Below are 22967 nucleotides of genomic sequence, written 5' to 3'. Positions count from 1 at the left end.
CGCTTCGCCCTTGTCCGATCCCCGGACCTGGGCGAAGCTGCGGACTTCCGTGAAGGAGTGCCACCCATGTCCAGCTCGCTTGTCCATCTGGAACGCTATGCCGATCGTCACGCCGAGGGCCTGGCCGCCCTTTATGGCGATCCGGTAGTGGCGCGACAGGTGCTGCAATTGCCCTATCAGACCGCCGAGCAATGGCGGCAGCGGCAGAGCGCCGAGCGCGAAGGCCGGGTGGCGCTGGTCGCCCTGCAGCAGGGGCGGGTGGTGGGCAGCGCCAGTCTCGAGCAACAGCCGCGCATTCGCCGCCAGCATTGTGGTGCCATCGGCATGGGCGTGGCCCGGGATTGCCAGGGGCAGGGCATAGGCACCCAGCTGCTGACGGCGCTGCTCGACCTCGCCGACAACTGGATGAATCTGCAACGGGTCGAGCTGACGGTTTTCAGCGACAACGAGCCGGCCCTGGCGCTCTATCGCAAGCTCGGTTTCGAAGAAGAAGGGCTGCTGCGGCGCTATGCCCTGCGCGATGGGGTGTTCGTCGACGCCTACAGCATGGCGCGCTTCAAACCCTGATCGCGGTGTATGACAGAAACTTGAGTTCACCACAAGAAACCTGAGTTTGTTTCATGCGTCGCGCGAGAAGACAATCTCCAGCCTGTCAGGTGGAGGTTTGCAATGGTCAAGATTCATTCCCAGGGTTCCGCGCGCAGCGAGCAACAGGGTGACGCGTCCCTGGCGTCTCTCGACAGCTGCGACCGTGCCGCCCTGATCGCCCAGGGACGCGAGCAGCGTCGGCAGGCGTGGCGCGCCCAGCAGGCCGCCGGTTGTGAGTGGCTCGCGGTAGGCGACTTCGGCTGGGGCGATCGGGTTCTGGCGCATTCGTATCTGGTCGGCGCCGCCGCTCGGACCGAGGCGGCAGAGGGTCAGGGATTCGCCGGCCCCTGTCAGGTCCCGGTATTCACCGCGGACCAGTCCTTCGCCATCGGCTGGGAGCAGCTGTTCGAGGAGGTCGCCGAGGCCCAGGCGCTCGGTCTGGTGGCCAAGCCGGTGATCCTCGGACCCCTGAGCTATCTATGGCTCGGTCGCTCGCCCGATCCGGCCTTCGACCGCCTCGAACTGCTGGAGTCGCTGCTGCCGGTCTATGGCGAGATATTCGCGAGGTTGGCCGCTCAGGGCGTGGAATGGATCCAGCTCGACGAGCCGCTGCTGGCGCTGGAGCTGCCGCTGGCCTGGCGTACCGCCTTCGAAAGGGCCTACAACCTGCTGCAGCGCGAGCCGCTGAAGAAGCTGCTGGGCGTGCGTCACGGTGAGTTGATCGACAACCTGGGCCTGGCTACCGCTCTGCCGGTGGAGGGGCTGCATGTCGACTGGCCGCGTTCGGTCCAGGCCCAGCAGGGTCTGCTCGATCGGCTGCCGGCCTACAAGACGCTGTCGCTGGGCCTGGTCGAAGACACCGAGACCGGGCAGATCGGCCAGCAGCGGCGGCTGCAATTCGCCCAGCAGATCGGCGAACGCCTGCAGGAGCGCCTCTGGCTGTCACCCGTGGTCTTTTCCGGGGATGCGGACACGGCCCGGGCCGCTGCTCTGACAGCCGAATTCAACGCTCTGGTGCGGACCGCTCGCCAGGCAGCCGTGGACACGCCGGTAGCGCCCAGGCAGCAGTCCTGGTCGGCGATCGAAGCGGCCCTGGCCAAGCTGGGCGCCGCCCAGTCCGGGCTGGTGTCGTCCTGAATCAGCGGTGGGCGGTCAGCAACAGACCGCCGGCGCCGGCAAAGAAGGCCCCGGTAGCCTGGTTGAGGCGACGGACCCCGCGGGGTCCGCGGATGAAGCGGCGGATCTGCCGACCAAACAGGCCGTAGATGAAGGCCGCGACCATTTCCGCGAACAGATGGGTGCCACCCAGGTAGACGAATTGCTGGGTCGTCGGCTGGCTGGGGTCGATGAACTGCGGAAAGACCGCGGCGAACAGCAGGATCGCCTTGGGATTGCTGATGCCGATGAGGAACTCCTGCAGCATCAGCCGGTGTAGCGCCCGCGGTTGCGCCGCCCCGGCCTCGGTCAGGTCCAGGCCGTCGAAGGCCCGGCTGCGCCAGCTCTTCACGCCGAGGTAGAGCAGGTAGAGCGCGCCGATCCACTTGATGACGGTGAAGGCCGTCTCCGAAGCCAGCAGCATGGCGCCCAGGCCCACCGCCGAGATCACCAGGAAGATCACGAAGGCCACATCGCGACCCAGGGCCGCCAAGCCTGCGGTCACCGCGCCATGGCGGATGCCATTGCCGAGCGAGCAGAAGTTGTTGGGGCCGGGGGTCAGGGCAATGAGCAGGGCGACCGGAAAGAACAGCAGGGCATCGACGAGGTTCATGGCGGTCGCCTGGCGCGCCACGCAGGCGCTGAAGAGGAGGGTGGTCGGCTATTTAAACCGTCTTTCCACGCCTTTCTCCACCAGAATCTTCGCCGAGATCTCCTCCACGGAAAAATGCGTGGTGTTGATGAAGGAGATGTTCTCGCGACGGAACAGACTCTCCACCTCGCGCAGTTCGAATTCGCACTGGGCGAAGCTCGCATAGCGACTGTTGGGCCGGCGCTCGTGGCGGATCGCCGCCAGGCGCTCGGCGTCGATGGTCAGGCCGAACAGCTTGTCCTTGTAGGTCTTGAGCGAGGCGGGCAACTGCAGACGCTCCATGTCCTCTTCGGTCAGCGGATAGTTCGCTGCGCGGATGCCGTATTGCAGCGCCATATAGAGGCAGGTCGGCGTCTTGCCGCAGCGCGAGACCCCCACCAGGATCAGATCGGCCTGCGCATAGTGGGTCGTGCGGGCGCCGTCGTCGTTTTCGAGTGCGAAATTGACGGCCTCGATCCGCTCCATGTAGTGACTATTGTGCATGATCGAATGTGACTTCCCTACCGAATACGAAGATTCGGCGGAAAGTTCCCGTTCGAGCGGGGATAAAAACGTGGAGAAGATGTCGATCATGAACCCGTTCGACTGGTCCAGAATGGCCCGGATGTCACGGTTGACGATGGTATCGAAGATGATGGGTCGCGCACCGTCCTGGACGGCGGCGGCATTGATCTGCTGTACCATCGCCCTGGCCTTGTCCAGCGTATCCACGTAGGGGCGCGTGATCTTTCTGAAGGTGATGTCCCCGAACTGGGCCAGGAGGCTCTGACCGAGGGTTTCGGCCGTGATGCCGGTACCGTCGGAAATGAAAAAGGCGGTTCGTTGCATGGAGGGACGTCCTGGTGGCGTACGGGGCAGGGATCGCTGCACTGTAACCTACCACCGTCCACTGTCCATGGGGCGGGCGCCGAGGCGTACTGCTTTCCCACAAAGACACAAGATGGAGAGAAGACCTTGGACGAGTATGTAATTTCACTGGAGCAGCTTGGCGTACACGACGTCGAGCGCGTGGGCGGCAAGAACGCATCTCTCGGCGAGATGATCGCCAACCTGGCCAACGCGGGCGTCTCCGTGCCGGGCGGGTTCGCCACCACGGCCCAGGCCTATCGCGATTTCCTTGAGCAGAGCGGGCTGAACGAGCGTATCCACGCCGCCCTCGATGCCCTGGATGTCGATGACGTCGTCGCCCTGGCCAAGACCGGCGCCCAGATCCGCCAGTGGGTCATGGACGCACCCTTCCCCGAGCGCCTGGACGCCGAGATTCGCCGGGCCTTCGCCGAGATCTCGGCAGGCAACCCTAATCTCGCCGTGGCCGTGCGCTCCTCGGCGACCGCCGAAGACCTGCCGGATGCCTCCTTTGCCGGCCAGCAGGAAACCTTCCTCAACATCCGCGGCGTCGACAACGTCATTCGCGCGGCCAAGGAAGTCTTCGCCTCTCTCTTCAATGACCGCGCCATCGCCTACCGCGTCCACCAGGGCTTCGATCACAAGCTGGTCGCCCTGTCCGCCGGCGTGCAGCGCATGGTGCGTTCGGAAACCGGCGCCGCCGGCGTGCTCTTCACCCTGGATACCGAATCCGGCTTCCGCGATGCGGTCTTCGTCACCGCCGCCTATGGCCTGGGCGAGACCGTGGTGCAGGGAGCGGTGAACCCGGACGAATTCTATGTCCACAAGCCCACCCTGGAAGCCGGTCGCCCGGCCATCCTCAGGCGCAACCTGGGCAGCAAGGCGATCAAGATGGTCTATGGCGAAGAAGCCAAGGCCGGCCGCTCGGTCCGTACCGTCGATGTCGAGCCCGCGGATCGCGCGCGCTTCTCCATCACCGACGCCGAGGTCACCGAACTGTCCAAGCAGGCGCTGATCATCGAGCGCCACTATGGACGGCCGATGGACATCGAATGGGCCAAGGACGGCGACGACGGCAAGCTCTACATCGTCCAGGCCCGTCCTGAAACGGTGAAGAGCCGGGCCAGCGCCACCGTCATGGAGCGCTACCTGCTCAAGGACAAGGGCCAGGTGCTGGTGGAAGGCCGTGCCATCGGCCAGCGCATCGGCGCCGGCAAGGTCAAGATCATCCGCGACGTCAGCGAAATGGACCGCGTCCAGCCCGGCGATGTCCTGGTCTCCGACATGACCGATCCCGACTGGGAGCCGGTGATGAAGCGCGCCAGTGCCATCGTCACCAACCGGGGCGGTCGTACCTGTCACGCCGCCATCATCGCCCGCGAGCTGGGTATCCCGGCGGTGGTCGGCTGCGGCAATGCCACCAGCCTGCTCAAGGAAGGCCAGACCGTCACCGTCTCCTGCGCCGAGGGCGATACCGGCCTGATCTACGAAGGCGAGCTGGACTTCGACATCCGCAAGAGCTCGGTGGATGCCATGCCCGAGTTGCCGTTCAAGATCATGATGAACGTCGGCAACCCCGACCGTGCCTTCGATTTCGCCCAGCTGCCCAACGCCGGCGTGGGTCTGGCGCGCCTCGAATTCATCATCAATCGCATGATCGGCGTGCACCCCAAGGCGCTGCTGAACTATGACAGCCTGCCCTGCGAGGTAAAGGAAAGCGTCGACAAGCGTATCGCCGGCTATTCGGATCCGGTCGGCTTCTATGTCGAGAAGCTGGTGGAAGGGGTCGCCACCCTGGCTGCCGCCTTCTGGCCAAAAAAGGTCATCGTGCGCCTGTCGGACTTCAAGTCCAACGAGTACGCCAACCTGATCGGCGGCAAGCTCTACGAACCCGAGGAAGAGAACCCCATGCTGGGCTTTCGCGGCGCTTCCCGCTACATCAGCGAGAACTTCCGCGACTGTTTCGAGCTGGAATGTCGCGCCATGAAGAAGGTGCGCGAAGAGATGGGCCTGACCAACGTCGAGCTCATGGTGCCCTTCGTCCGCACCCTGGACGAGGCGGCGCGGGTGGTCGAGCTGCTCGGCGAGAACGGCCTCAAGCGCGGCGAGAACGACCTGCGCGTGATCATGATGTGCGAGCTGCCCTCCAACGCCCTGCTGGCGGACGAGTTCCTCGAGCACTTCGACGGCTTCTCCATCGGCTCCAACGACCTGACCCAGCTAACCCTGGGCCTGGATCGCGACTCCGGCATCATCGCCCACCTGTTCGACGAGCGTAATCCGGCGGTCAAGAAGCTGCTGGCCAATGCCATCGCCGCCTGCAACCGGGCCGGCAAGTACATCGGCATCTGCGGTCAGGGTCCCTCGGATCACCCGGATCTGGCCAAGTGGCTGATGGAGCAGGGCATCGAGAGCGTCTCGCTCAACCCCGACTCCGTGCTCGACACCTGGTTCTTCCTGGCTGAAGGCAACGCCTGATCCCAGGGCTGACCCCGCCTGGCAGGCGGGGTCAGCCTTTCCAGGATTGATTCCCTCATTCCCCTACGAAGGTGGTGCCTGCGCCCTGTCCAGGGCCGCCTTTGCCGGAGCGCTTGACCGGATGCGGTCGCGATCCCTGCAAGAGACGTCAGATGCAGCAGTACGACAGCGATGTGGAACAGGGCCTCATCTATGGCTATCTCCTCGATGGCCGCGGTGGCGGCAGACGCCTGAGTCGCCGGGAACTGGCCGAGGCCGAGCCGGGCCCCGGCGAGGTACTCTGGCTGCACTGGGATCGCAGCGTTCCCGAAGCCCAGGCCTGGCTCCGGCAATCCAGCGGCCTGAGCGAATTCGCCTGCGACCTGCTGCTGGAAGAGGCGACCCGCCCGCGGCTGGTCAATCAGCCCGACGACAGCCTGCTGTTGTTCCTACGCGGGGTGAACCTCAATCCTGGCGCCGTGCCCGAAGACATGGTGTCGCTGCGGGTCTTCGTCGACAAACGCCGGGTGATCTCGCTGCGCATGAGACCCATGAAGGCTGCCGCCGAAGTCCAGGAAGACCTGGAAGCGGGCATCGGCGCCCAGAGCGCCGAGGAACTGGTGCTCTATCTCGCCAGCTACATGACCAGCCGGGTCGATGACCTGGTGCGCGGCCTGTCCGACCAGCTCGATGGCCTCGAAGAGCAGGTCGACCAGGACGAGAACAGCCTGCCCGACCATGCCCAGGTGCTCACCCTCAGGCGTCGCGCGACCGGGTTGCGCCGTTACCTGGCCCCGCAGCGCGACATCTATGGCGATCTGGCCCGCGGCAAGCCCGCCTGGTTCGTCGAGGCGGCCAGTCAGGGCTACTGGAGCGAATTGCACAACAGCCTGGTGCGTAACCTGGAAGAACTCGAGGTCATGCGCGAGCGGGTGGCGCTGCTGCAGGACGCCGAACAGCGGGCGACCACGGAAAAGACCAACCGTACCCTCTATCTGCTGGCCATCATTACCGGCTTCTTCCTGCCCATCAGCTTCATCACCGGCCTGCTGGGAATGAACATGGGCGGCCTGCCGGGTTCCTCGTCTCCCTTCGGCTTCGTGGCCGCCTGCCTGCTGATCGCGGCGGTGTCGATCTTCCAGGTCTGGCTGTTTCGCCGACTGCGCTGGCTGTGACCCGCCTCCACCTCGTTGCGTCAAGAGGAAACGACCAGCGAGGTGCTTATGCACGATCCTTTCGAAGCGTCCCTCAAGGCGCTCCTCAATACCCCGGCCAACGCTCAGGACGAGGAGGGCGATGACCAGGCGCGCTTGCACCGGGTACTCAAGACCGCCAACCGCCAGGTGGGCGCTGGTGCGCTGTTCGATCTGATCGGGCGGCACTGGGTATCGGTGCTGCTGCTGGCGCTGGGCAACGGTGCCCCTCATCTGAAGCCGCGCTCACGTCGCACCCGGCGTAGCGAATCTTCCCCGGAGATCCTGAAGTAGATGGAATTCGATATCTGGACCCAGAGTCTGCTGTCCGCCATGACCACCCTGTGGAGCAAGGTGGCCGGTTTCATTCCCAACGTCTTCGGCGCCCTGGTAGTGATCCTCGCCGGCTTCGCCGTCGCCAAGATTCTCGACACCGTACTGTCGAAGGTACTCGCCAAACTCGGCCTGGATCGCATCCTTGCCGGTGCCGGTGTGACCAAACAGCTGGCCAAGATCGGCATCCGCATCCCGGTCACCACCCTGATCGGCCGGATCGTCTACTGGTTTGTCCTGCTGGTGTTCCTGGTGTCGGCCGCCGAATCCCTGGGCCTGCAGCGCGTGTCCTCCACCCTGGACGTCATGGCGCTCTATGTACCCAAGATCTTTGGTGCCGCCCTGGTGCTCATCGTTGGCGTGCTGCTGGCGCAACTGGTCAGTGGCCTGGTCCACGGCGCCGCCGAGGGTGTCGGCCTGGATTACGCCGCGGGGCTGGGGCGCCTGGCCCAGGGCCTGGTCATCATCATTTCGATTTCGGTCGCGGTCGGTCAGCTGGAGATCAAGACCGAGCTGCTGAACCTGGTCATCGCCATCGTGCTGACCGCCTTCGCCCTGGCCGCGGCCCTGGCCCTGGGGCTGGGCAGCCGGGGACTGGTGTCGCAGATTCTGGCCGGCATCTATGTGCGCGAACTCTACGAAGTCGGCCAGTGGGTGACCCTGGCGGACGTCGAAGGCGAGATCGAGGAAATCGGGACCGCTAAGACCCTCATCATGACCGAGGAGGGCGATATCGTTTCGGTTCCGAACCGTCTATTACTGGAGGCTCAGGTGCGCAGCCGCTGACAGGCGCCGCGGAGATGGCTATCATGCCCGCCACTTTTTGGTAGCCAACTCCGTCTTGAACAAGCCTGCCCCTCATGCCTACGACCCGACTACGCTCAGTGATGAAGAGCTGGTCCAGCGCGCGCATGGTGAACTCTTCCACGTGACGCGAGCCTACGAAGAACTGATGCGCCGTTACCAGCGCACCCTGCTCAACGTCTGCGCCCGCTACCTGGGGAACGACCGGGATGCAGACGATGTCTGCCAGGAGATCATGCTGAAGGTGCTTTACGGTTTGAAGAATTTCGAGGGGAAATCGAAATTCAAGACCTGGCTGTACAGCATCACCTACAACGAGTGCATCACTCAGTACCGCAAGGAACGTCGCAAGCGGCGGCTGGTAGAGGCATTAAGTCTGGATCCGATGGAGGAAGCCTCCGAGGAACGGGCGCCGAAGCTGGAAGAGAAGGGAGGGATGGATCGCTGGCTGGTCCATGTGGGTCAGGTCGATCGGGAAATTCTGGTGCTGCGCTTCGTCGCCGAGCTGGAGTTCCAGGAGATCGCCGACATCATGCACATGGGCCTCAGCGCCACCAAGATGCGGTACAAGCGGGCACTCGACAAACTGCGTGACAAGTTCGCAGCTGAAGTTGAGGGCTGACCGGATGTGTCGGTCGTAAGTTTTTGAACTTCACGAAAACTTGTTGTCGAAGCCTCCGGAGATTGCCGGAATTAGTACCACTAAAATGGGGATACAAAGGATGAAACTGAAGAGCACCTTGGGCGTCGTTATCGGCTCCCTGCTGGCAAGCGCCTCGCTGAGCGCCCTGGCACAAGGTCAAGGCGCCGTCGAGACCGAGCTGTTCGGCAGCCGTCTGTTCACCGACAGCCAGCGCAACATGACCAACGCTGACCTGTACGGCGGTTCCGTTGGCTACTTCCTGACCGATGACGTTGAGCTGGCGTTGTCCTACGGTGAGTACCACAACGCCCGTGGCGACCACGACCTGGGCCACAAGAACATCAAGGGCAGCCTGGCCGCTCTGGATGCCTACTACCACTTCGGTCAGCCCGGCGTCGGCCTGCGTCCGTATGTGTCCGGTGGCTTCGCTCACCAGTCCATCAGCAACCGCGACATCAACGAAGGTGGTCGTGATCACTCCACCTACGCCAACCTGGGTGCCGGCCTGAAGTACTACTTCACCGAGAACCTGTATGCCCGTACCGGCGTGCAAGCTAACTACAACATCGACTACGGCGACACCGAGTGGAGCGCTGCTGTAGGTGTTGGTCTGAACTTCGGTGGTTCCACCAAGAAAGAAGTCGCTCCGGCTCCGGCTCCGGCCCCCGTTGCTGACGTCTGCACCGATTCCGACAACGACGGCGTTTGCGACAACGTCGACAAGTGCCCGAACACCCCGGCCAACGTCACCGTTGACGCTACCGGCTGCCCGGCTGCTGCCGAAACCGTTCGCGTCGAGCTGGACGTGAAATTCGATTTCGACAAGGCCGTGGTCAAGCCCAACAGCTACGCCGACATCAAGAACCTGGCTGATTTCATGCAGCAGTACCCGCAGACCTCGACCACCGTTGAAGGCCACACCGACTCCGTCGGCACCGACGCCTACAACCAGAAGCTGTCCGAGCGTCGTGCCAACGCCGTGCGTAACGTCCTGGTCAACCAGTACGGCGTGCAGGGCGGCCGCGTGAATGCTGTTGGTTACGGCGAATCCCGCCCGGTTGCTGACAACGCCACCGAAGCCGGTCGCGCTGTTAACCGTCGCGTAGAAGCCGAAGTCGAAGCTCAGGCCAAGTAAGCTGCCTGATCCAGACTCGAAAAAGCCCGCCTAGTGCGGGCTTTTTTATGCCTGCCATTCTGGTTTTCCGCCGCTGATCTAGTTCTGGCGGGCACAAAAAACCCCGCCGAGGCGGGGTTGTTCCTAACGGATCGATCAGCCGCGATCGTCCGGGATGTCACGCTGGGTCACGCCGGTGTACAGCTGGCGCGGCCGACCGATCTTGTAGGGACCGGAGAGCATTTCCTGCCAGTGCGAGATCCAGCCGACGGTCCGTGCCATGGCGAAGATCACGGTGAACATGCTGGTCGGAATGCCGATCGCCTTGAGGATGATGCCGGAGTAGAAGTCCACGTTCGGGTAGAGGTTGCGCTCGACGAAGTAGGGGTCCTTGCGGGCCAGTTCTTCCAGGCGCATGGCCAGTTCCAGTTGCGGATCGTTGATGCCGAGCTCGGCCAGGACTTCGTCGCAGGTCTGCTTCATCACCGTGGCGCGCGGATCGAAGTTCTTGTAGACGCGATGGCCGAAGCCCATCAGCTTGAACGGATCGTTCTTGTCCTTGGCCTTGGCCACGAACTTGTCGATGTTGGCCACATCGCCAATCTCGTCCAGCATCTTCAGTACCGCTTCGTTGGCACCCCCGTGCGCCGGGCCCCAGAGGGCAGCGATACCGGCAGCGATACAGGCGAAGGGGTTGGCGCCCGACGAACCGGCCAGGCGGACGGTGGAGGTGGAGGCGTTCTGCTCATGGTCGGCATGCAGGATGAAGATGCGATCCATGGCGCGGGCCAGCACCGGGCTGATCGGTTTTTCCTCGCACGGGGTGTTGAACATCATGTGCAGGAAGTTTTCCGCGTATCCCAGGTTGTTGCGGGGATACATCATCGGCTGACCCATGGAGTACTTGTGCACCATGGCTGCCAGGGTCGGCATCTTGGCGATCAGGCGCATCGCCGAAATCTCGCGGTGCTGCGGATCGGTGATGTCCAGGGAGTCGTGGTAGAAGGCCGAAAGGGCGCCGACCACACCGCACATGATCGCCATGGGGTGCGCATCGCGGCGGAAGCCGTTGAAGAAGTTCTTCAGTTGCTCGTGAACCATGGTGTGGTTCTTGATGGTGTCAACGAACTGCACCTTTTCTTGCGCGTTCGGCAATTCACCCTTGAGCAACAGGTAACAGGTCTCGAGATAGTCGGATTTCTCCGCCAGTTGCTCGATCGGGTAGCCCCGGTGCAGCAGGATGCCCTTGTCACCATCGATATAGGTGATCTTGGACTCGCACGAGGCAGTGGACATGAAGCCCGGGTCAAAGGTGAACACACCAGTGGAGGTGAGGTTGCGAACATCGATCACGTCCGGGCCAAGGGTGCCGGACATAACGGGCAGGTCAACCGGATCCGCTCCCGAGATGATCAACTGCGCTTTCTTGTCAGCCATTAGGCCTCCTTATTTTGCTTTGAAATCATCAATAAACCCTCCACTCAGGGCCTCGCCCACTATAGAGGGATAAATTTGAAAGTCAATTTACGAAAATATCACCCTAAAGGCTCTTTCTGGGCGGATTGTGCGGCGAAAAGACCTTAACACGCAGGCTTCTGAATATCAGCTGGCGACGTCGGAATCGGGCATCCGCGTTTGTCATGAGTAGGCTAACTGTCTATAATTCTCGCCCGACCGTACCGGGTCGGCGAGCTGATGCCGAGCGGTCAAGACGCTTCCAACAGGAAGCGTGTAGCAGATGTGGAATCTCCTATAACTAGCCCGACCGCAATTGGGCCCTCAGTGTGAAAGAAGCCGTGAATAGCAAACGACCTGTAAACCTAGATCTCAGGACCATCAAACTACCTATCACAGCTTATACCTCGATTCTTCACCGTATCTCCGGCGTCATCCTGTTCCTCGGCATTGCAGTCATGCTTTATGGCCTGCACCTGTCCCTGGGCAGTCCGGAAGGCTTCGGCCAAGTGAAAGCTTTTCTGGCCTATCCGCTGGTCAAGCTCGTGATCTGGGGTCTGCTGTCTGCATTGCTCTACCACCTGGTCGCCGGCATTCGGCACCTGATCATGGATGGTGGCGCCGGCGAAACCCTGCAGGGCGGCAAGCTGGGTGCGCAGCTTGTGCTGGTCATTTCCGCAGTTCTGATCATTCTGGCAGGGGTTTGGGTATGGTAACCAACGTCACCAATCTTTCGCGTTCCGGTCTCTATGACTGGATGGCTCAACGGGTCTCGGCAGTCGTCCTTGCGGTCTACTTCCTCTTTATCATCGGCTACCTGATCCTTCACCCAGGGCTCACCTTCGAGCAATGGCACGGCCTGTTCTCCCACACCCTGATGCGCATCTTCAGCCTGCTGGCGCTGGTGTCCGTCTGCGTTCATGCCTGGGTTGGTATGTGGACCATCTCCACCGACTACCTGACCACCATGGCTATCGGCAAGGGCGCTACCGCCGTGCGTTTCCTGTTCCAGGCGGTATGCGGGTTCGCGATGTTCGCGTTCTTCGTCTGGGGCGTGCAGATCTTCTGGGGTGTTTGATCTATGTCCACAATTCGTCATATCTCGTTTGATGCCATCATCGTAGGTGGCGGCGGCGCCGGTATGCGCGCAGCGCTGCAGCTGGCCCAGTCCGGTCACAAGACCGCGGTGATCACCAAGGTCTTCCCGACCCGTTCCCATACCGTGTCCGCCCAGGGCGGCATCACTTGCGCCATCGCCTCGGCCGACCCGAACGATGATTGGCGCTGGCACATGTACGACACCGTCAAGGGGTCGGACTACATCGGTGACCAGGACGCCATCGAGTACATGTGCTCCGTAGGCCCGGAAGCGGTCTTCGAACTCGAGCACATGGGTCTGCCGTTCTCCCGCACCGAGCAGGGCCGTATCTATCAGCGTCCCTTCGGCGGCCAGTCCAAGGACTACGGCAAGGGCGGCCAGGCCGCGCGGACCTGCGCCGCTGCCGACCGTACCGGTCACGCCCTGCTGCACACCCTCTATCAGGGCAACCTGAAGAACAACACGGTATTCCTCAACGAGTGGTACGCCGTGGATCTGGTGAAGAACCAGGACGGCGTCATCGTCGGGGTCATCGCCATCTGCATCGAGACCGGCGAGACCGTCTACGTCAAGGCCAAGGCCACCGTGCTGGCCACCGGCGGCGCGGGCCGTATCTATGCCTCCACCACCAACGCCCTGATCAACACCGGTGACGGCGTCGGCATGGCGCTGCGCGCCGGTGTGCCGGTGCAGGACATCGAGATGTGGCAGTTCCACCCCACCGGCATCGCCGGCGCCGGGGTGCTGGTCACCGAGGGTTGCCGCGGTGAGGGTGGCTATCTGATCAACAAGCACGGCGAGCGCTTCATGGAGCGCTATGCGCCCAACGCCAAGGACCTGGCCGGTCGCGACGTGGTCGCCCGTTCCATGGTCAAGGAAGTGCTGGCCGGCAACGGTTGCGGTCCGGATGGCGACCACGTGCTGCTGAAGCTGGACCACCTGGGTGAAGACGTGCTGCACAGCCGTCTGCCCGGCATCTGCGAACTGTCCAAGACCTTCGCCCACGTCGACCCGGTCGTCGCACCAGTGCCCGTGATCCCCACCTGCCACTATATGATGGGCGGCATCGCCACCAACATTCATGGTCAGGCCATCACTCAGGACGCCAACGGCAACGACAGGATCATCGAAGGCCTGTTCGCCGTGGGCGAAGTGGCTTGCGTGTCCGTGCACGGCGCCAACCGCCTGGGTGGCAACTCGCTGCTGGACCTGGTGGTCTTCGGTCGTGCGGCCGGTCTGCACCTGGAGAAGGCGCTCAAGGACGGCATCGAGCACCGTGGTGCTTCGGAAAGCGACCTGGAAGCCTCGCTGCAGCGTCTGTCCGGCGTCAACGAGCGGACCACCGGCGACGACGTCGCCACGCTGCGCAAGCAGCTGCAGACCTGCATGCAGAACTACTTCGGGGTGTTCCGCACCGGCGAGTACATGCAGAAGGGCATCGCCGAGCTGGCCGATCTGCGCGAGCGCATCGCCAAGGTCAAGATCAACGACAAGAGCCAGGGCTTCAACACCGCCCGTATCGAGGCGCTCGAGTTGCAGAACCTGCTGGAAGTGGCCGAAGCGACCGCCATCGCCGCCGAGAACCGCAAGGAGTCCCGTGGTGCTCACGCCCGTGAAGACTTCGAAGAGCGTGACGACGAGAACTGGCTGTGCCACACCCTCTATTTCCCCGGTGAAAAGCGGGTCAGTAAGCGTGGAGTCAACTTCGCGCCCAAGACCGTACCGATGTTCGAACCCAAGGTTCGGACTTACTAAAGGTGACCACCATGTTGAAAGTCAGCGTTTATCGTTACAACCCGGATCAGGACGGCGCGCCGTCCATGCAGGAGTTCCAGGTCGATACCGGTGGGAAGGATCTCATGGTGCTGGACGTCCTGGCTCTGATCAAAGAGCAGGATGAAGGCTTCTCCTACCGTCGTTCCTGCCGCGAAGGCGTGTGCGGCTCCGACGGCATGAACATCAACGGCAAGAACGGCCTGGCGTGCATCACGCCGCTGTCGGCCGTGGTCAAGAACGACAAGCTGGTCGTGCGCCCGCTGCCCGGCCTGCCGGTCATCCGTGACCTGGTCGTCGACATGAGCATCTTCTACAAGCAGTACGAGAAGGTGAAGCCGTTCCTGCAGAACGAGACTCCGGCCCCGGCCATCGAGCGCCTGCAGAGCCCGGAAGACCGCGAGAAGATCGACGGTCTGTACGAGTGCATCCTGTGTGCCTGCTGCTCGACGTCCTGCCCGTCCTTCTGGTGGAACCCCGACAAGTTCCTCGGCCCCGCCGCGCTGCTGCAGGCCTATCGCTTCCTGGCCGACAGCCGTGACACCAAGACCCAGGAACGCCTGGCGGCGATGGACGATCCGTTCAGCGTATTCCGCTGCCGGTCGATCATGAACTGCGTGGCGGTCTGTCCCAAGGGGCTGAACCCGACCAAGGCCATCGGCCATGTGCGGGCGATGCTGCTGCAGAGCGGTACCTGATCCACGTCCCGCCCGGCCCGTTGTGCCGGGCGGGTTCGTTAGCGACCTCGATAGCTTGATTCAACCAATGTCCATTCAGGGATACCCGGAGCAGCATCCGGGCATTGGCGCAGCCGTAGGGAGGCCAGGTCTCGCGTCGAGACTGGTCATCGGCTGATGCTATCTCTGCCGAAGGGGTGAACTAGATGCACGAAAGTCAGATGCAGCAACTGTGGGACAGCGCTCACCTGTCCGGCAGTAACGCTGCCTATGTGGAAGAGCTCTATGAGCTGTTTCTGCACGATGCCAACGCTGTGCCGGAAGAGTGGCGCACCTACTTCCAGAAGCTGCCTGCGGTCACTGGCAATTCGCCGGACGTCGCGCATTCCGCGATCCGTGACCATTTCGTGCTGTTGGGCAAGAACCAGCGGCGAGCTCAACCGGTCTCGGCCGGTACCGTCAGTTCCGAACACGAGAAGAAGCAGGTCGAAGTCCTGCGTCTGATCCAGGCGTATCGTCTGCAGGGTCATCAGGCTGCCCAGCTCGACCCCCTGGGTCTGTGGAAGCGTCAGCCGCCTGCCGATCTGCTGCTCAACCACTATGGGTTGACCGACGCCGATCTGGATACCACCTTCCGCACCGGTGAATTGTTCATCGGCAAAGAGGAGGCAACTCTCCGCGAAATCAGGGATGCGCTGCAAGAGACATATTGCCGCACGGTCGGTGCGGAGTTCATGCACATCGTCGATTCCGAAGAGCGCCGCTGGTTCCTGCAGCGCCTGGAAAGCGTCCGTGGCCGCCCGCAGTATTCCCCTGAAGTCCGCACCCATCTGCTGGAGCGCCTGACCGCCGCCGAGGGCCTGGAAAAGTACCTGGGCACCAAGTACCCGGGCACCAAGCGTTTCGGTCTGGAAGGGGGCGAGAGCCTGATTCCGCTGATCGACGAGATCATCCAGCGTTCCGGCTCCTATGGCGTCAAGGAGCTGGTGATCGGCATGGCCCACCGTGGCCGCCTGAACGTACTGGTCAACACCCTGGGCAAGAACCCGCGCGACCTGTTCGACGAGTTCGAAGGCAAGAAGCTGGTCGAGCTGGGCTCTGGTGACGTCAAGTATCACCAGGGCTTCTCCTCCAACGTCATGACCCAGGGCGGCGAAGTCCACCTGGCGCTGGCGTTCAACCCTTCGCACCTGGAGATCGTCTCGCCGGTGGTGGAAGGTTCGGTACGTGCCCGCCAGGATCGCCGCGGCGATCGCTCCGGCGACAAGGTCGTGCCCGTCGCCATCCACGGCGACGCGGCCTTCGCGGGCCAGGGCGTGGTCATGGAAACCTTCCAGATGTCGCAGACCCGGGCCTACAAGACCGGCGGCACTCTGCACCTCGTCATCAACAACCAGGTCGGCTTCACCACCAACCGCCAGGAAGACGCGCGCTCCACCGAGTACGCCACCGACGTCGCCAAGATGATCCAGGCGCCGATCTTCCACGTGAACGGCGATGATCCCGAAGCGGTGCTGTTCGTCACCCAGCTGGCGGTCGACTACCGCATGCAGTTCAAGCGTGACATCGTCATCGACCTGGTGTGCTACCGCCGTCGCGGCCACAACGAGGCCGACGAGCCGAGCGGCACCCAGCCGCTGATGTACCAGCAGATCGCCAAGCAGCGCACCACCCGCGATCTCTATGCGGACGCCCTGACCCAGGCCGGTGTCGTCACTGCCGAGCAGGTCCAGGCACAGTTCGAAGCCTATCGCGGCGCCCTCGACGAGGGCCGTCACGTGGTTGCCAGCCTGGTCAAGGAGCCCAATCGCGACCTGTTCGTCGACTGGAAACCCTACCTTGGCCATGCCTGGACCGCCCGGCACGACACCGGCTTCGACCTCAAGACCCTGCAGGACCTGGCCAACAAGCTGCTGCAGGTTCCGGAAGGCGTCGTGGTCCAGCGTCAGGTCGGCAAGATCCTCGAAGACCGCCAGAAGATGACTGCTGGCGGCCTGCCCCTGAACTGGGGCTTCGCCGAGACCATGGCCTACGCCACCCTGTTGCACGAAGGCCATCCGATCCGCATCACCGGTCAGGACGTCGGCCGTGGCACCTTCTCGCACCGTCACGCGGTGCTGCACAACCAGAAGGACGCCGTGCCCTACGTGCCCTTGCAGCATCTGGCCGAAGACCAGCCGTCGTTCGAGATCTACGACTCCTTCCTCTCCGAGGAAGCGGTGCTGGGCTTCGAATACGGTTATGCCACCACCACGCCCAATGCGCTGGTGGTCTGGGAGGCCCAGTTCGGTGACTTCGCCAACGGTGCCCAGGTGGTCATCGACCAGTTCATCACCAGCGGCGAGATCAAGTGGGGTCGTCTGTGCGGCCTGACCATGCTGCTGCCCCATGGCTACGAAGGCCAGGGTCCGGAGCACTCGTCGGCTCGTCTGGAGCGTTACCTGCAGCTCTGCGCCGAGCAGAACATCCAGGTCTGCGTACCGACCACGCCGGCGCAGATCTATCACCTGCTGCGTCGCCAGGTGATCCGCCCGCTACGCAAGCCGCTGGTGGTGCTCACGCCCAAGTCGCTGCTGCGCCACAAGCTGGCCATCTCGACCCTGGAAGACCTCGCCCATGGTTCTTTCCAGACCGTGATCAACGAGCTGGATCAGATCGATGCCCAGCAGGTGAAGCGCCTGGTCCTGTGCAGCGGCAAGGTCTACTACGACCTGCTGGAAAAGCGCCGCAGTGAGAATCGCCAGGACATCGCCATCGTGCGCCTGGAACAGCTCTACCCGTTCCCGGAAGACGACCTGGCCGAGGTACTGGCGGGCTACCCGAACCTCGAGCGCGTGGTCTGGTGCCAGGAAGAGCCGATGAACCAGGGTGCATGGTACTGCAGCCAGCATCACATGCGCCGCGCGGTGTCCGCCTACAAGCAGGGCTTGGGCCTGGAATACGCCGGTCGCGATGCGTCCGCCGCACCGGCCTGTGGCTATGCCTCCATGCACGCCGAGCAGCAGGAAAAACTGCTGAACGATGCTTTCTCCGTTTGATTCGTCACGCGACTACTAGAGATCACTAAGGAAATTCATAGAATGGCTATCGAGATCAAAGCCCCTACCTTCCCGGAATCGGTCGCTGACGGCACCGTCGCCACCTGGCACAAGAAGCCGGGCGAAGCGGTCAAGCGTGACGAATTGCTGGTTGACATCGAGACCGACAAGGTCGTGCTGGAAGTCGTGGCGCCCGCCGATGGCGTCCTGGCCGAAATCGTGAAGAACGAAGGCGATACCGTGCTGAGCGAAGAAGTCATCGCTCGCGTGGAAGAGGGTGCCACTGCCGCCGCCACTCCTGCTGCCCAGCCGACCGCTGCCAGCGCTCCGGCCGCCGCGCCGGCCGCCGGTGGTGAAGAGGACCCGATCCTCGCTCCTGCCGCACGCAAGATCGCCGAAGAGAACGGCATCGATCCGGCTACCCTGGTTGGCACCGGCAAGGGCGGTCGCATCACCAAGGAAGACGCCGTCGCCGCCGTCGAGGCCAAGAAGTCCGGCGCCGCCGCTCCGGCTGCCAAGCCCGCTGCCGCCGCCGCTCCGGTGGTGACCGCCGCTGGTGACCGTACCGAGAAGCGCGTGCCCATGACCCGCCTGCGGGCCAAGGTCGCCGAGCGCCTGGTGGAAGCCCAGTCCAGCATGGCCATGCTGACGACCTTCAACGAGGTCAACATGAAGCCGATCATGGACCTGCGCTCCAAGTACAAGGACATGTTCGAGAAGAAGCACAATGGCGTGCGCCTGGGCTTCATGTCCTTCTTCGTCAAGGCCGCCACCGAGGCGCTCAAGCGTCAGCCGGGCGTCAATGCCTCCATCGACGGCAACGACATCGTCTACCACGGTTATCAGGACATCGGCGTGGCCGTGTCCAGCGACCGCGGCCTGGTGGTTCCGGTGCTGCGCAACGCCGAGTTCATGAGCCTGGCGGAAGTGGAAGGCACCATCGCCGACTTCGGCAAGAAGGCCAAGGCCGGCAAGCTGACCATGGACGACATGCAGGGCGGTACCTTCACCATCTCCAACGGTGGTGTCTTCGGTTCGCTGCTGTCCACCCCCATCGTCAACCCGCCGCAGACCGCGATCCTGGGCATGCACAAGATCCAGGAGCGCCCCATGGCGGTGAATGGCCAGGTCGTGATCCTGCCGATGATGTATCTTGCGCTGTCCTACGACCATCGCCTGATCGATGGCAAGGAAGCCGTGACCTTCCTGGTCACCATGAAGGACCTGCTGGAAGACCCGGCTCGTCTGCTGCTGGACATCTGATCCGGCTCTCGCGGTGCGGGGCAGGGGCCACGCACCGCTTCAAGTTTTCCTGCCTGAAGCTGCTCCAAGGGGATTAGTGTATGAGCGACAAATTCGACGTAGTGGTGATCGGCGCAGGCCCTGGTGGCTACGTGGCCGCCATCCGCGCCGCGCAGCTCGGTCTGAAGACGGCCTGTGTCGAGCGCTACAAGGGCAAGGAAGGCAAGGTCGCCCTGGGCGGCACCTGCCTGAACGTGGGTTGCATTCCCTCCAAGGCGCTGCTGGACAGCTCCTACAAGTACCACGAGGCCCACGAGGGCTTTAAGGTCCACGGCATCGACGCGCCGAACGTCACCATCGACGTGCCCACCATGATCGGCCGCAAGGACCAGATCGTGAAGAACCTCACCGGCGGCGTGGCCACCCTGTTCAAGGCGAACGGCGTGACCCTGCTGGAAGGCAACGGCAAGCTGCTGTCCGGCAAGAAGGTCGAAGTCACCGGGCTGGACGGCAACGTCCAGGTGGTCGAGGCCGAGAACGTCATCCTGGCGTCCGGCTCGCGTCCCATCGACATCCCGCCGGCTCCGGTGGACCAGAAGGTCATCGTCGATTCCACCGGCGCCCTGGAATTCCAGAGCGTGCCCAAGCGTCTGGGCGTGATCGGTGCCGGCGTCATCGGCCTGGAGCTGGGTTCGGTCTGGGCCCGTCTGGGCGCCGAAGTCACCGTGCTGGAAGCCCTGGACAAGTTCCTGGTCGCTGCCGATGAGCAGGTGTCCAAGGAGGCCTACAAGATCCTCTCCAAGCAGGGTCTGAACATTCGCATGGGTGCTCGCGTGACCGGCTCCCAGGTCAACGGCGAAGAAGTCACCGTCAACTACACCGAAGCCGGTGAAGAGAAGCAGATCACCTTCGATCGCCTGATCGTCGCCGTGGGCCGTCGTCCGGTCACCACCGACCTGCTGGCATCCGACAGCGGCGTGGAAAGCGACGAGCGTGGCTACATCTACGTCGACGACCATTGCGCTACCAGCGTGCCGGGCGTGTTCGCCATCGGTGACTGCGTGCGTGGTCTGATGCTGGCCCACAAGGCCTCGGAAGAGGGCGTGATGGTTGCCGAGCGCATCGCCGGTCACAAGGCCCAGATGAACTATGATCTGGTCCCCTCGGTGATCTACACCCACCCGGAAATCGCGTGGGTCGGCAAGACCGAGCAGGCCCTGAAGGCCGAAGGCGTCGAAGTCAATGTCGGCACCTTCCCTTTCGCGGTCAGCGGTCGTGCCCTGGCGGCCAACGACACCGCCGGCTTCGTCAAGGTGGTGGCGGATGCCAAGACCGATCGCGTCCTGGGCGTCCATGTGGTCGGCCCGAGCGCGGCGGAGCTGGTGCAGCAAGGCGCCATCGCCATGGAATTCGGCTCCAGCGCCGAAGACCTGGGCATGATGGTGTTCTCGCACCCGACGCTGTCCGAGGCGCTGCACGAAGCGGCCCTGGCGGTGAACGGTCATGCGATCCACGCAGTGAATCGCAAGAAGCGGTAAGAGATTTACGGAACCACGGGGTTGCCGACCGCCGTGGAGCCTCAGGGCTCCACCGCAGGAAGGCACCTCGGACTCTTGTTAGTGGGGTGTGAGACACCCCACTAGGGCAGGGGTCACAGGTGGCGCGGTGCCCGCGACCGTCCGGAGGACGGCTCGGAGAACGCACAGCGTCGAATGCGCAATACCCAACGAAGACGGTAGACAAGCATGAATCTCCACGAGTATCAGGGTAAGCAGCTGTTCGCTGAATACGGCCTGCCCGTTTCCAAAGGCTACGCTGTCGACACCCCCCAGGAGGCCTACGAGGCTTGCGGCCGTATCGGCGGCGACGAGTGGGTCGTCAAGGCCCAGGTACATGCCGGTGGCCGTGGCAAGGCCGGTGGTGTGAAGCTGGTCAAGAGCAAGGAAGAAGCCAAGGAATTCGCCGCCAAGTGGCTGGGCCAGCGTCTGGTGACCTACCAGACCGACGCCAACGGTCAGCCGGTCACCAAGATCCTGGTTGAATCCTGCACCGACATCGATCAGGAGCTCTATCTGGGCGCCGTGGTCGATCGTTCCAGCCGCCGTATCGTGTTCATGGCGTCCACCGAAGGTGGCGTGGACATCGAGAAAGTCGCTCACGACACTCCGGAAAAGATTCTCAAGGCCACCATCGATCCGCTGGTGGGCGCTCAGCCCTACCAGGGTCGCGACCTGGCTTTCCAGCTGGGCCTGAAAGGTGACCAGATCAAGCAGTTCACCCAGATCTTCGTCGGTCTGGCCAAGCTGTTCCAGGACTACGACCTGGCGCTGCTGGAAGTGAACCCGCTGGTGATCAAGAAGGACGGCAACCTGCACTGCCTGGATGCCAAGATCAACATCGACAGCAACGCCATCTACCGTCAGCCCAAGCTGCGCGCCTTCCACGACCCGTCGCAGGACGACGCCCGTGAAGCCCATGCGCAGAAGTGGGAACTGAACTACGTGGCCCTGGAAGGCAGCATCGGCTGCATGGTCAATGGTGCCGGTCTGGCCATGGGTACCATGGACATCGTCAACCTGCACGGCGGCAAGCCGGCCAACTTCCTGGACGTTGGCGGTGGCGCGACCAAAGAGCGCGTGACCGAGGCGTTCAAGATCATCCTGTCCGACAGCAACGTGAAGGCCGTTCTGGTCAACATCTTCGGCGGCATCGTGCGCTGCGACATGATCGCCGAAGGCATTATCGGCGCTGTGAAAGAAGTTGGCGTGAAGGTGCCGGTCGTGGTTCGCCTGGAAGGCAACAACGCCGAACTCGGTGCCAAGGTCCTGGCCGAAAGCGGCCTGAACATCATCGCGGCAACCAGCCTGACCGACGCTGCCCAGCAGGTCGTCAAGGCCGCGGAGGGTAAGTAATGAGCGTCCTGATCAACAAAGACACCAAGGTCATCTGCCAGGGCTTCACCGGTAGCCAGGGTACCTTCCACTCCGAACAGGCCATCGCCTACGGCACCCAGATGGTTGGCGGCGTGACCCCCGGCAAGGGCGGCTCCACCCACCTGGGTCTGCCGGTGTTCAACACCGTGCGTGAGGCCGTCGAAGCCACTGGCGCCGACGCTTCGGTGATCTATGTGCCGGCTCCCTTCTGCAAAGACTCCATCATGGAAGCGGCGCTGGGCGGCATCAAGCTGATCGTCTGCATCACGGAGGGTATCCCCACCCTCGACATGCTGGATGCCAAGGTGAAGTGCGACGAGCTGGGCGTACGCCTGATCGGCCCGAACTGCCCCGGCGTCATCACTCCCGGCGAGTGCAAGATCGGCATCATGCCCGGTCACATCCACCTGCCGGGCAAGGTCGGTATCGTGTCGCGTTCCGGCACCCTGACCTATGAAGCCGTGAAGCAGACCACCGACGCCGGCTTCGGCCAGTCCACCTGCGTGGGCATCGGCGGCGACCCCATCCCGGGTTCGAACTTCATCGATATCCTGAAGCTGTTCCAGGAAGATCCGCAGACCGAAGCCATCGTAATGATCGGCGAGATCGGCGGCAGCGCTGAAGAAGAAGCCGCGGCCTACATCAAGGCCAACGTGACCAAGCCGGTGGTGTCCTACATCGCCGGTGTCACCGCACCGCCCGGCAAGCGCATGGGCCACGCTGGCGCCATCATCTCCGGCGGCAAGGGTACTGCGGACGAGAAGTTCGCCGCCCTGCAGGATGCGGGTGTGAAGACCGTGCGTTCCCTGGCTGACATCGGCAAGGCCCTGGCCGAGCTGACCGGTTGGGAAGTCAAGAAGGCCTGAGCCTGACTGACGATAGAAAAGGCCGCCTTCGGGCGGCCTTTTTCATGGGCGCGACCATGACGCCTCATCAGCTGCCGGCTGCCTTTTCGCCGGCAATTC

Annotated in this window: 20 protein-coding genes; 17 read left to right on the top strand and 3 right to left on the bottom strand. The window is 63.1% G+C overall.

What is annotated here, in order from left to right; genetic code table 11:
* Positions 1 to 66: 66 nt before the first annotated feature.
* Positions 67 to 567 carry a GNAT family N-acetyltransferase gene (locus GSQ95_RS14015; RefSeq protein WP_158895495.1) on the top strand — a complete coding sequence of 167 codons (501 nt, stop codon included), beginning with the start codon at positions 67 to 69 and terminating at the stop codon, positions 565 to 567.
* 102 nt (positions 568 to 669) lie between these two features.
* The gene (locus GSQ95_RS14010) at positions 670 to 1725 is read left to right on the top strand and encodes a 5-methyltetrahydropteroyltriglutamate--homocysteine methyltransferase (RefSeq protein ID WP_158895493.1); all 1056 of its coding nucleotides are present in this window, start codon (positions 670 to 672) and stop codon (positions 1723 to 1725) included.
* Position 1726: 1 nt separating this feature from the next.
* Here the strand turns inward: GSQ95_RS14010 and GSQ95_RS14005 are convergent, their stop codons facing one another.
* Together GSQ95_RS14005 and GSQ95_RS14000 are read right to left on the bottom strand one after the other, a co-directional pair.
* Complete coding sequence (locus GSQ95_RS14005) at positions 1727 to 2356, bottom strand: LysE family translocator (protein WP_158895491.1); 630 nt, start codon at positions 2354 to 2356, stop codon at positions 1727 to 1729.
* Positions 2357 to 2404: 48 nt separating this feature from the next.
* The gene (locus GSQ95_RS14000; RefSeq protein WP_133859682.1) at positions 2405 to 3223 is read right to left on the bottom strand and encodes a pyruvate, water dikinase regulatory protein; all 819 of its coding nucleotides are present in this window, start codon (positions 3221 to 3223) and stop codon (positions 2405 to 2407) included.
* Positions 3224 to 3349: 126 nt separating this feature from the next.
* Here GSQ95_RS14000 and ppsA point away from each other — a divergent pair, with 126 nt between their 5' ends.
* The 6 genes from ppsA (at position 3350) to GSQ95_RS13970 (ending at position 9806) form a co-directional block, all read left to right on the top strand.
* Positions 3350 to 5719 (top strand): phosphoenolpyruvate synthase, encoded by a 2370-nt coding sequence (ppsA, locus tag GSQ95_RS13995; protein WP_158895489.1) that lies wholly within the window; start codon positions 3350 to 3352, stop codon positions 5717 to 5719.
* 152 nt (positions 5720 to 5871) lie between these two features.
* Positions 5872 to 6873: a zinc transporter ZntB gene (locus GSQ95_RS13990; RefSeq protein ID WP_133859680.1), complete on the top strand. Its 1002-nt coding sequence runs from the start codon at positions 5872 to 5874 to the stop codon at positions 6871 to 6873.
* A gap of 48 nt (positions 6874 to 6921) precedes the next feature.
* On the top strand, positions 6922 to 7185 hold the full coding sequence (locus GSQ95_RS13985) for a CrfX protein (RefSeq protein WP_133859679.1): 264 nt from the start codon (positions 6922 to 6924) through the stop codon (positions 7183 to 7185).
* On the top strand, positions 7186 to 8010 hold the full coding sequence (locus GSQ95_RS13980) for a mechanosensitive ion channel domain-containing protein (RefSeq protein ID WP_158895487.1): 825 nt from the start codon (positions 7186 to 7188) through the stop codon (positions 8008 to 8010).
* A gap of 55 nt (positions 8011 to 8065) precedes the next feature.
* Positions 8066 to 8650 carry an RNA polymerase sigma factor SigX gene (gene sigX, locus GSQ95_RS13975; RefSeq protein ID WP_158895485.1) on the top strand — a complete coding sequence of 195 codons (585 nt, stop codon included), beginning with the start codon at positions 8066 to 8068 and terminating at the stop codon, positions 8648 to 8650.
* Positions 8651 to 8750: 100 nt separating this feature from the next.
* The gene (locus GSQ95_RS13970; protein ID WP_133859677.1) at positions 8751 to 9806 is read left to right on the top strand and encodes an OmpA family protein; all 1056 of its coding nucleotides are present in this window, start codon (positions 8751 to 8753) and stop codon (positions 9804 to 9806) included.
* Between the two features lie 135 nt (positions 9807 to 9941).
* Here the strand turns inward: GSQ95_RS13970 and gltA are convergent, their stop codons facing one another.
* Positions 9942 to 11222, bottom strand: coding sequence for a citrate synthase (gene gltA, locus GSQ95_RS13965; RefSeq protein WP_158895483.1), 1281 nt, complete (start codon positions 11220 to 11222; stop codon positions 9942 to 9944).
* Between the two features lie 347 nt (positions 11223 to 11569).
* Here gltA and sdhC point away from each other — a divergent pair, with 347 nt between their 5' ends.
* The 9 genes from sdhC (at position 11570) to sucD (ending at position 22868) form a co-directional block, all read left to right on the top strand.
* Positions 11570 to 11956, top strand: a complete 387-nt coding sequence (gene sdhC / locus GSQ95_RS13960) for a succinate dehydrogenase, cytochrome b556 subunit (RefSeq protein ID WP_026083585.1) — start codon at positions 11570 to 11572, stop codon at positions 11954 to 11956.
* Entirely contained in the window at positions 11950 to 12318 is a 369-nt protein-coding gene (sdhD, locus tag GSQ95_RS13955) for a succinate dehydrogenase, hydrophobic membrane anchor protein (RefSeq protein WP_133859676.1), read from the top strand. The genes sdhC and sdhD overlap by 7 nt, the downstream gene beginning before the upstream one ends.
* Before the next feature lie 3 nt (positions 12319 to 12321).
* Complete coding sequence (gene sdhA, locus GSQ95_RS13950; RefSeq protein WP_133859675.1) at positions 12322 to 14094, top strand: succinate dehydrogenase flavoprotein subunit; 1773 nt, start codon at positions 12322 to 12324, stop codon at positions 14092 to 14094.
* An 11-nt stretch (positions 14095 to 14105) separates the two neighbouring features.
* Positions 14106 to 14810, top strand: coding sequence for a succinate dehydrogenase iron-sulfur subunit (locus tag GSQ95_RS13945; RefSeq protein WP_158895481.1), 705 nt, complete (start codon positions 14106 to 14108; stop codon positions 14808 to 14810).
* 185 nt (positions 14811 to 14995) lie between these two features.
* The gene (locus tag GSQ95_RS13940; RefSeq protein WP_133859674.1) at positions 14996 to 17827 is read left to right on the top strand and encodes a 2-oxoglutarate dehydrogenase E1 component; all 2832 of its coding nucleotides are present in this window, start codon (positions 14996 to 14998) and stop codon (positions 17825 to 17827) included.
* 42 nt (positions 17828 to 17869) lie between these two features.
* On the top strand, positions 17870 to 19090 hold the full coding sequence (odhB, locus tag GSQ95_RS13935; protein WP_158895479.1) for a 2-oxoglutarate dehydrogenase complex dihydrolipoyllysine-residue succinyltransferase: 1221 nt from the start codon (positions 17870 to 17872) through the stop codon (positions 19088 to 19090).
* An 80-nt stretch (positions 19091 to 19170) separates the two neighbouring features.
* Positions 19171 to 20607, top strand: a complete 1437-nt coding sequence (lpdA, locus tag GSQ95_RS13930) for a dihydrolipoyl dehydrogenase (protein WP_133859672.1) — start codon at positions 19171 to 19173, stop codon at positions 20605 to 20607.
* 207 nt (positions 20608 to 20814) lie between these two features.
* Positions 20815 to 21981: an ADP-forming succinate--CoA ligase subunit beta gene (sucC, locus tag GSQ95_RS13925; RefSeq protein WP_064306646.1), complete on the top strand. Its 1167-nt coding sequence runs from the start codon at positions 20815 to 20817 to the stop codon at positions 21979 to 21981.
* A complete protein-coding gene (sucD, locus tag GSQ95_RS13920) occupies positions 21981 to 22868 on the top strand; it encodes a succinate--CoA ligase subunit alpha (RefSeq protein ID WP_133859671.1) in 888 nt (295 codons plus the stop codon). Before sucC ends, sucD begins: the two co-directional genes overlap by 1 nt.
* Positions 22869 to 22967: the final 99 nt, after the last annotated feature.

The organism is Pseudomonas sp. BAV 4579, from assembly GCF_009765395.1.
GTDB classification, from domain to species: domain Bacteria; phylum Pseudomonadota; class Gammaproteobacteria; order Pseudomonadales; family Pseudomonadaceae; genus Chryseomonas; species Chryseomonas aestiva.
Note: the sequence above shows the minus strand (reverse complement) of the source record. Positions and strands in the feature narration are given on the sequence as shown.

Coding starts and splice junctions, on each gene's coding strand:
- GSQ95_RS14015 (WP_158895495.1), top strand. CDS start 67: ATGTCCAGCTCGCTTGTCCATCTGGAACGCTATGCCGATCGTCACGCC.
- GSQ95_RS14010 (WP_158895493.1), top strand. CDS start 670: ATGGTCAAGATTCATTCCCAGGGTTCCGCGCGCAGCGAGCAACAGGGT.
- GSQ95_RS14005 (WP_158895491.1), bottom strand. CDS start 2,356: ATGAACCTCGTCGATGCCCTGCTGTTCTTTCCGGTCGCCCTGCTCATT.
- GSQ95_RS14000 (WP_133859682.1), bottom strand. CDS start 3,223: ATGCAACGAACCGCCTTTTTCATTTCCGACGGTACCGGCATCACGGCC.
- GSQ95_RS13990 (WP_133859680.1), top strand. CDS start 5,872: ATGCAGCAGTACGACAGCGATGTGGAACAGGGCCTCATCTATGGCTAT.
- GSQ95_RS13985 (WP_133859679.1), top strand. CDS start 6,922: ATGCACGATCCTTTCGAAGCGTCCCTCAAGGCGCTCCTCAATACCCCG.
- GSQ95_RS13980 (WP_158895487.1), top strand. CDS start 7,186: ATGGAATTCGATATCTGGACCCAGAGTCTGCTGTCCGCCATGACCACC.
- GSQ95_RS13970 (WP_133859677.1), top strand. CDS start 8,751: ATGAAACTGAAGAGCACCTTGGGCGTCGTTATCGGCTCCCTGCTGGCA.
- gltA (WP_158895483.1), bottom strand. CDS start 11,222: ATGGCTGACAAGAAAGCGCAGTTGATCATCTCGGGAGCGGATCCGGTT.
- sdhD (WP_133859676.1), top strand. CDS start 11,950: ATGGTAACCAACGTCACCAATCTTTCGCGTTCCGGTCTCTATGACTGG.
- sdhA (WP_133859675.1), top strand. CDS start 12,322: ATGTCCACAATTCGTCATATCTCGTTTGATGCCATCATCGTAGGTGGC.
- GSQ95_RS13945 (WP_158895481.1), top strand. CDS start 14,106: ATGTTGAAAGTCAGCGTTTATCGTTACAACCCGGATCAGGACGGCGCG.
- GSQ95_RS13940 (WP_133859674.1), top strand. CDS start 14,996: ATGCACGAAAGTCAGATGCAGCAACTGTGGGACAGCGCTCACCTGTCC.
- odhB (WP_158895479.1), top strand. CDS start 17,870: ATGGCTATCGAGATCAAAGCCCCTACCTTCCCGGAATCGGTCGCTGAC.
- lpdA (WP_133859672.1), top strand. CDS start 19,171: ATGAGCGACAAATTCGACGTAGTGGTGATCGGCGCAGGCCCTGGTGGC.
- sucC (WP_064306646.1), top strand. CDS start 20,815: ATGAATCTCCACGAGTATCAGGGTAAGCAGCTGTTCGCTGAATACGGC.
- sucD (WP_133859671.1), top strand. CDS start 21,981: ATGAGCGTCCTGATCAACAAAGACACCAAGGTCATCTGCCAGGGCTTC.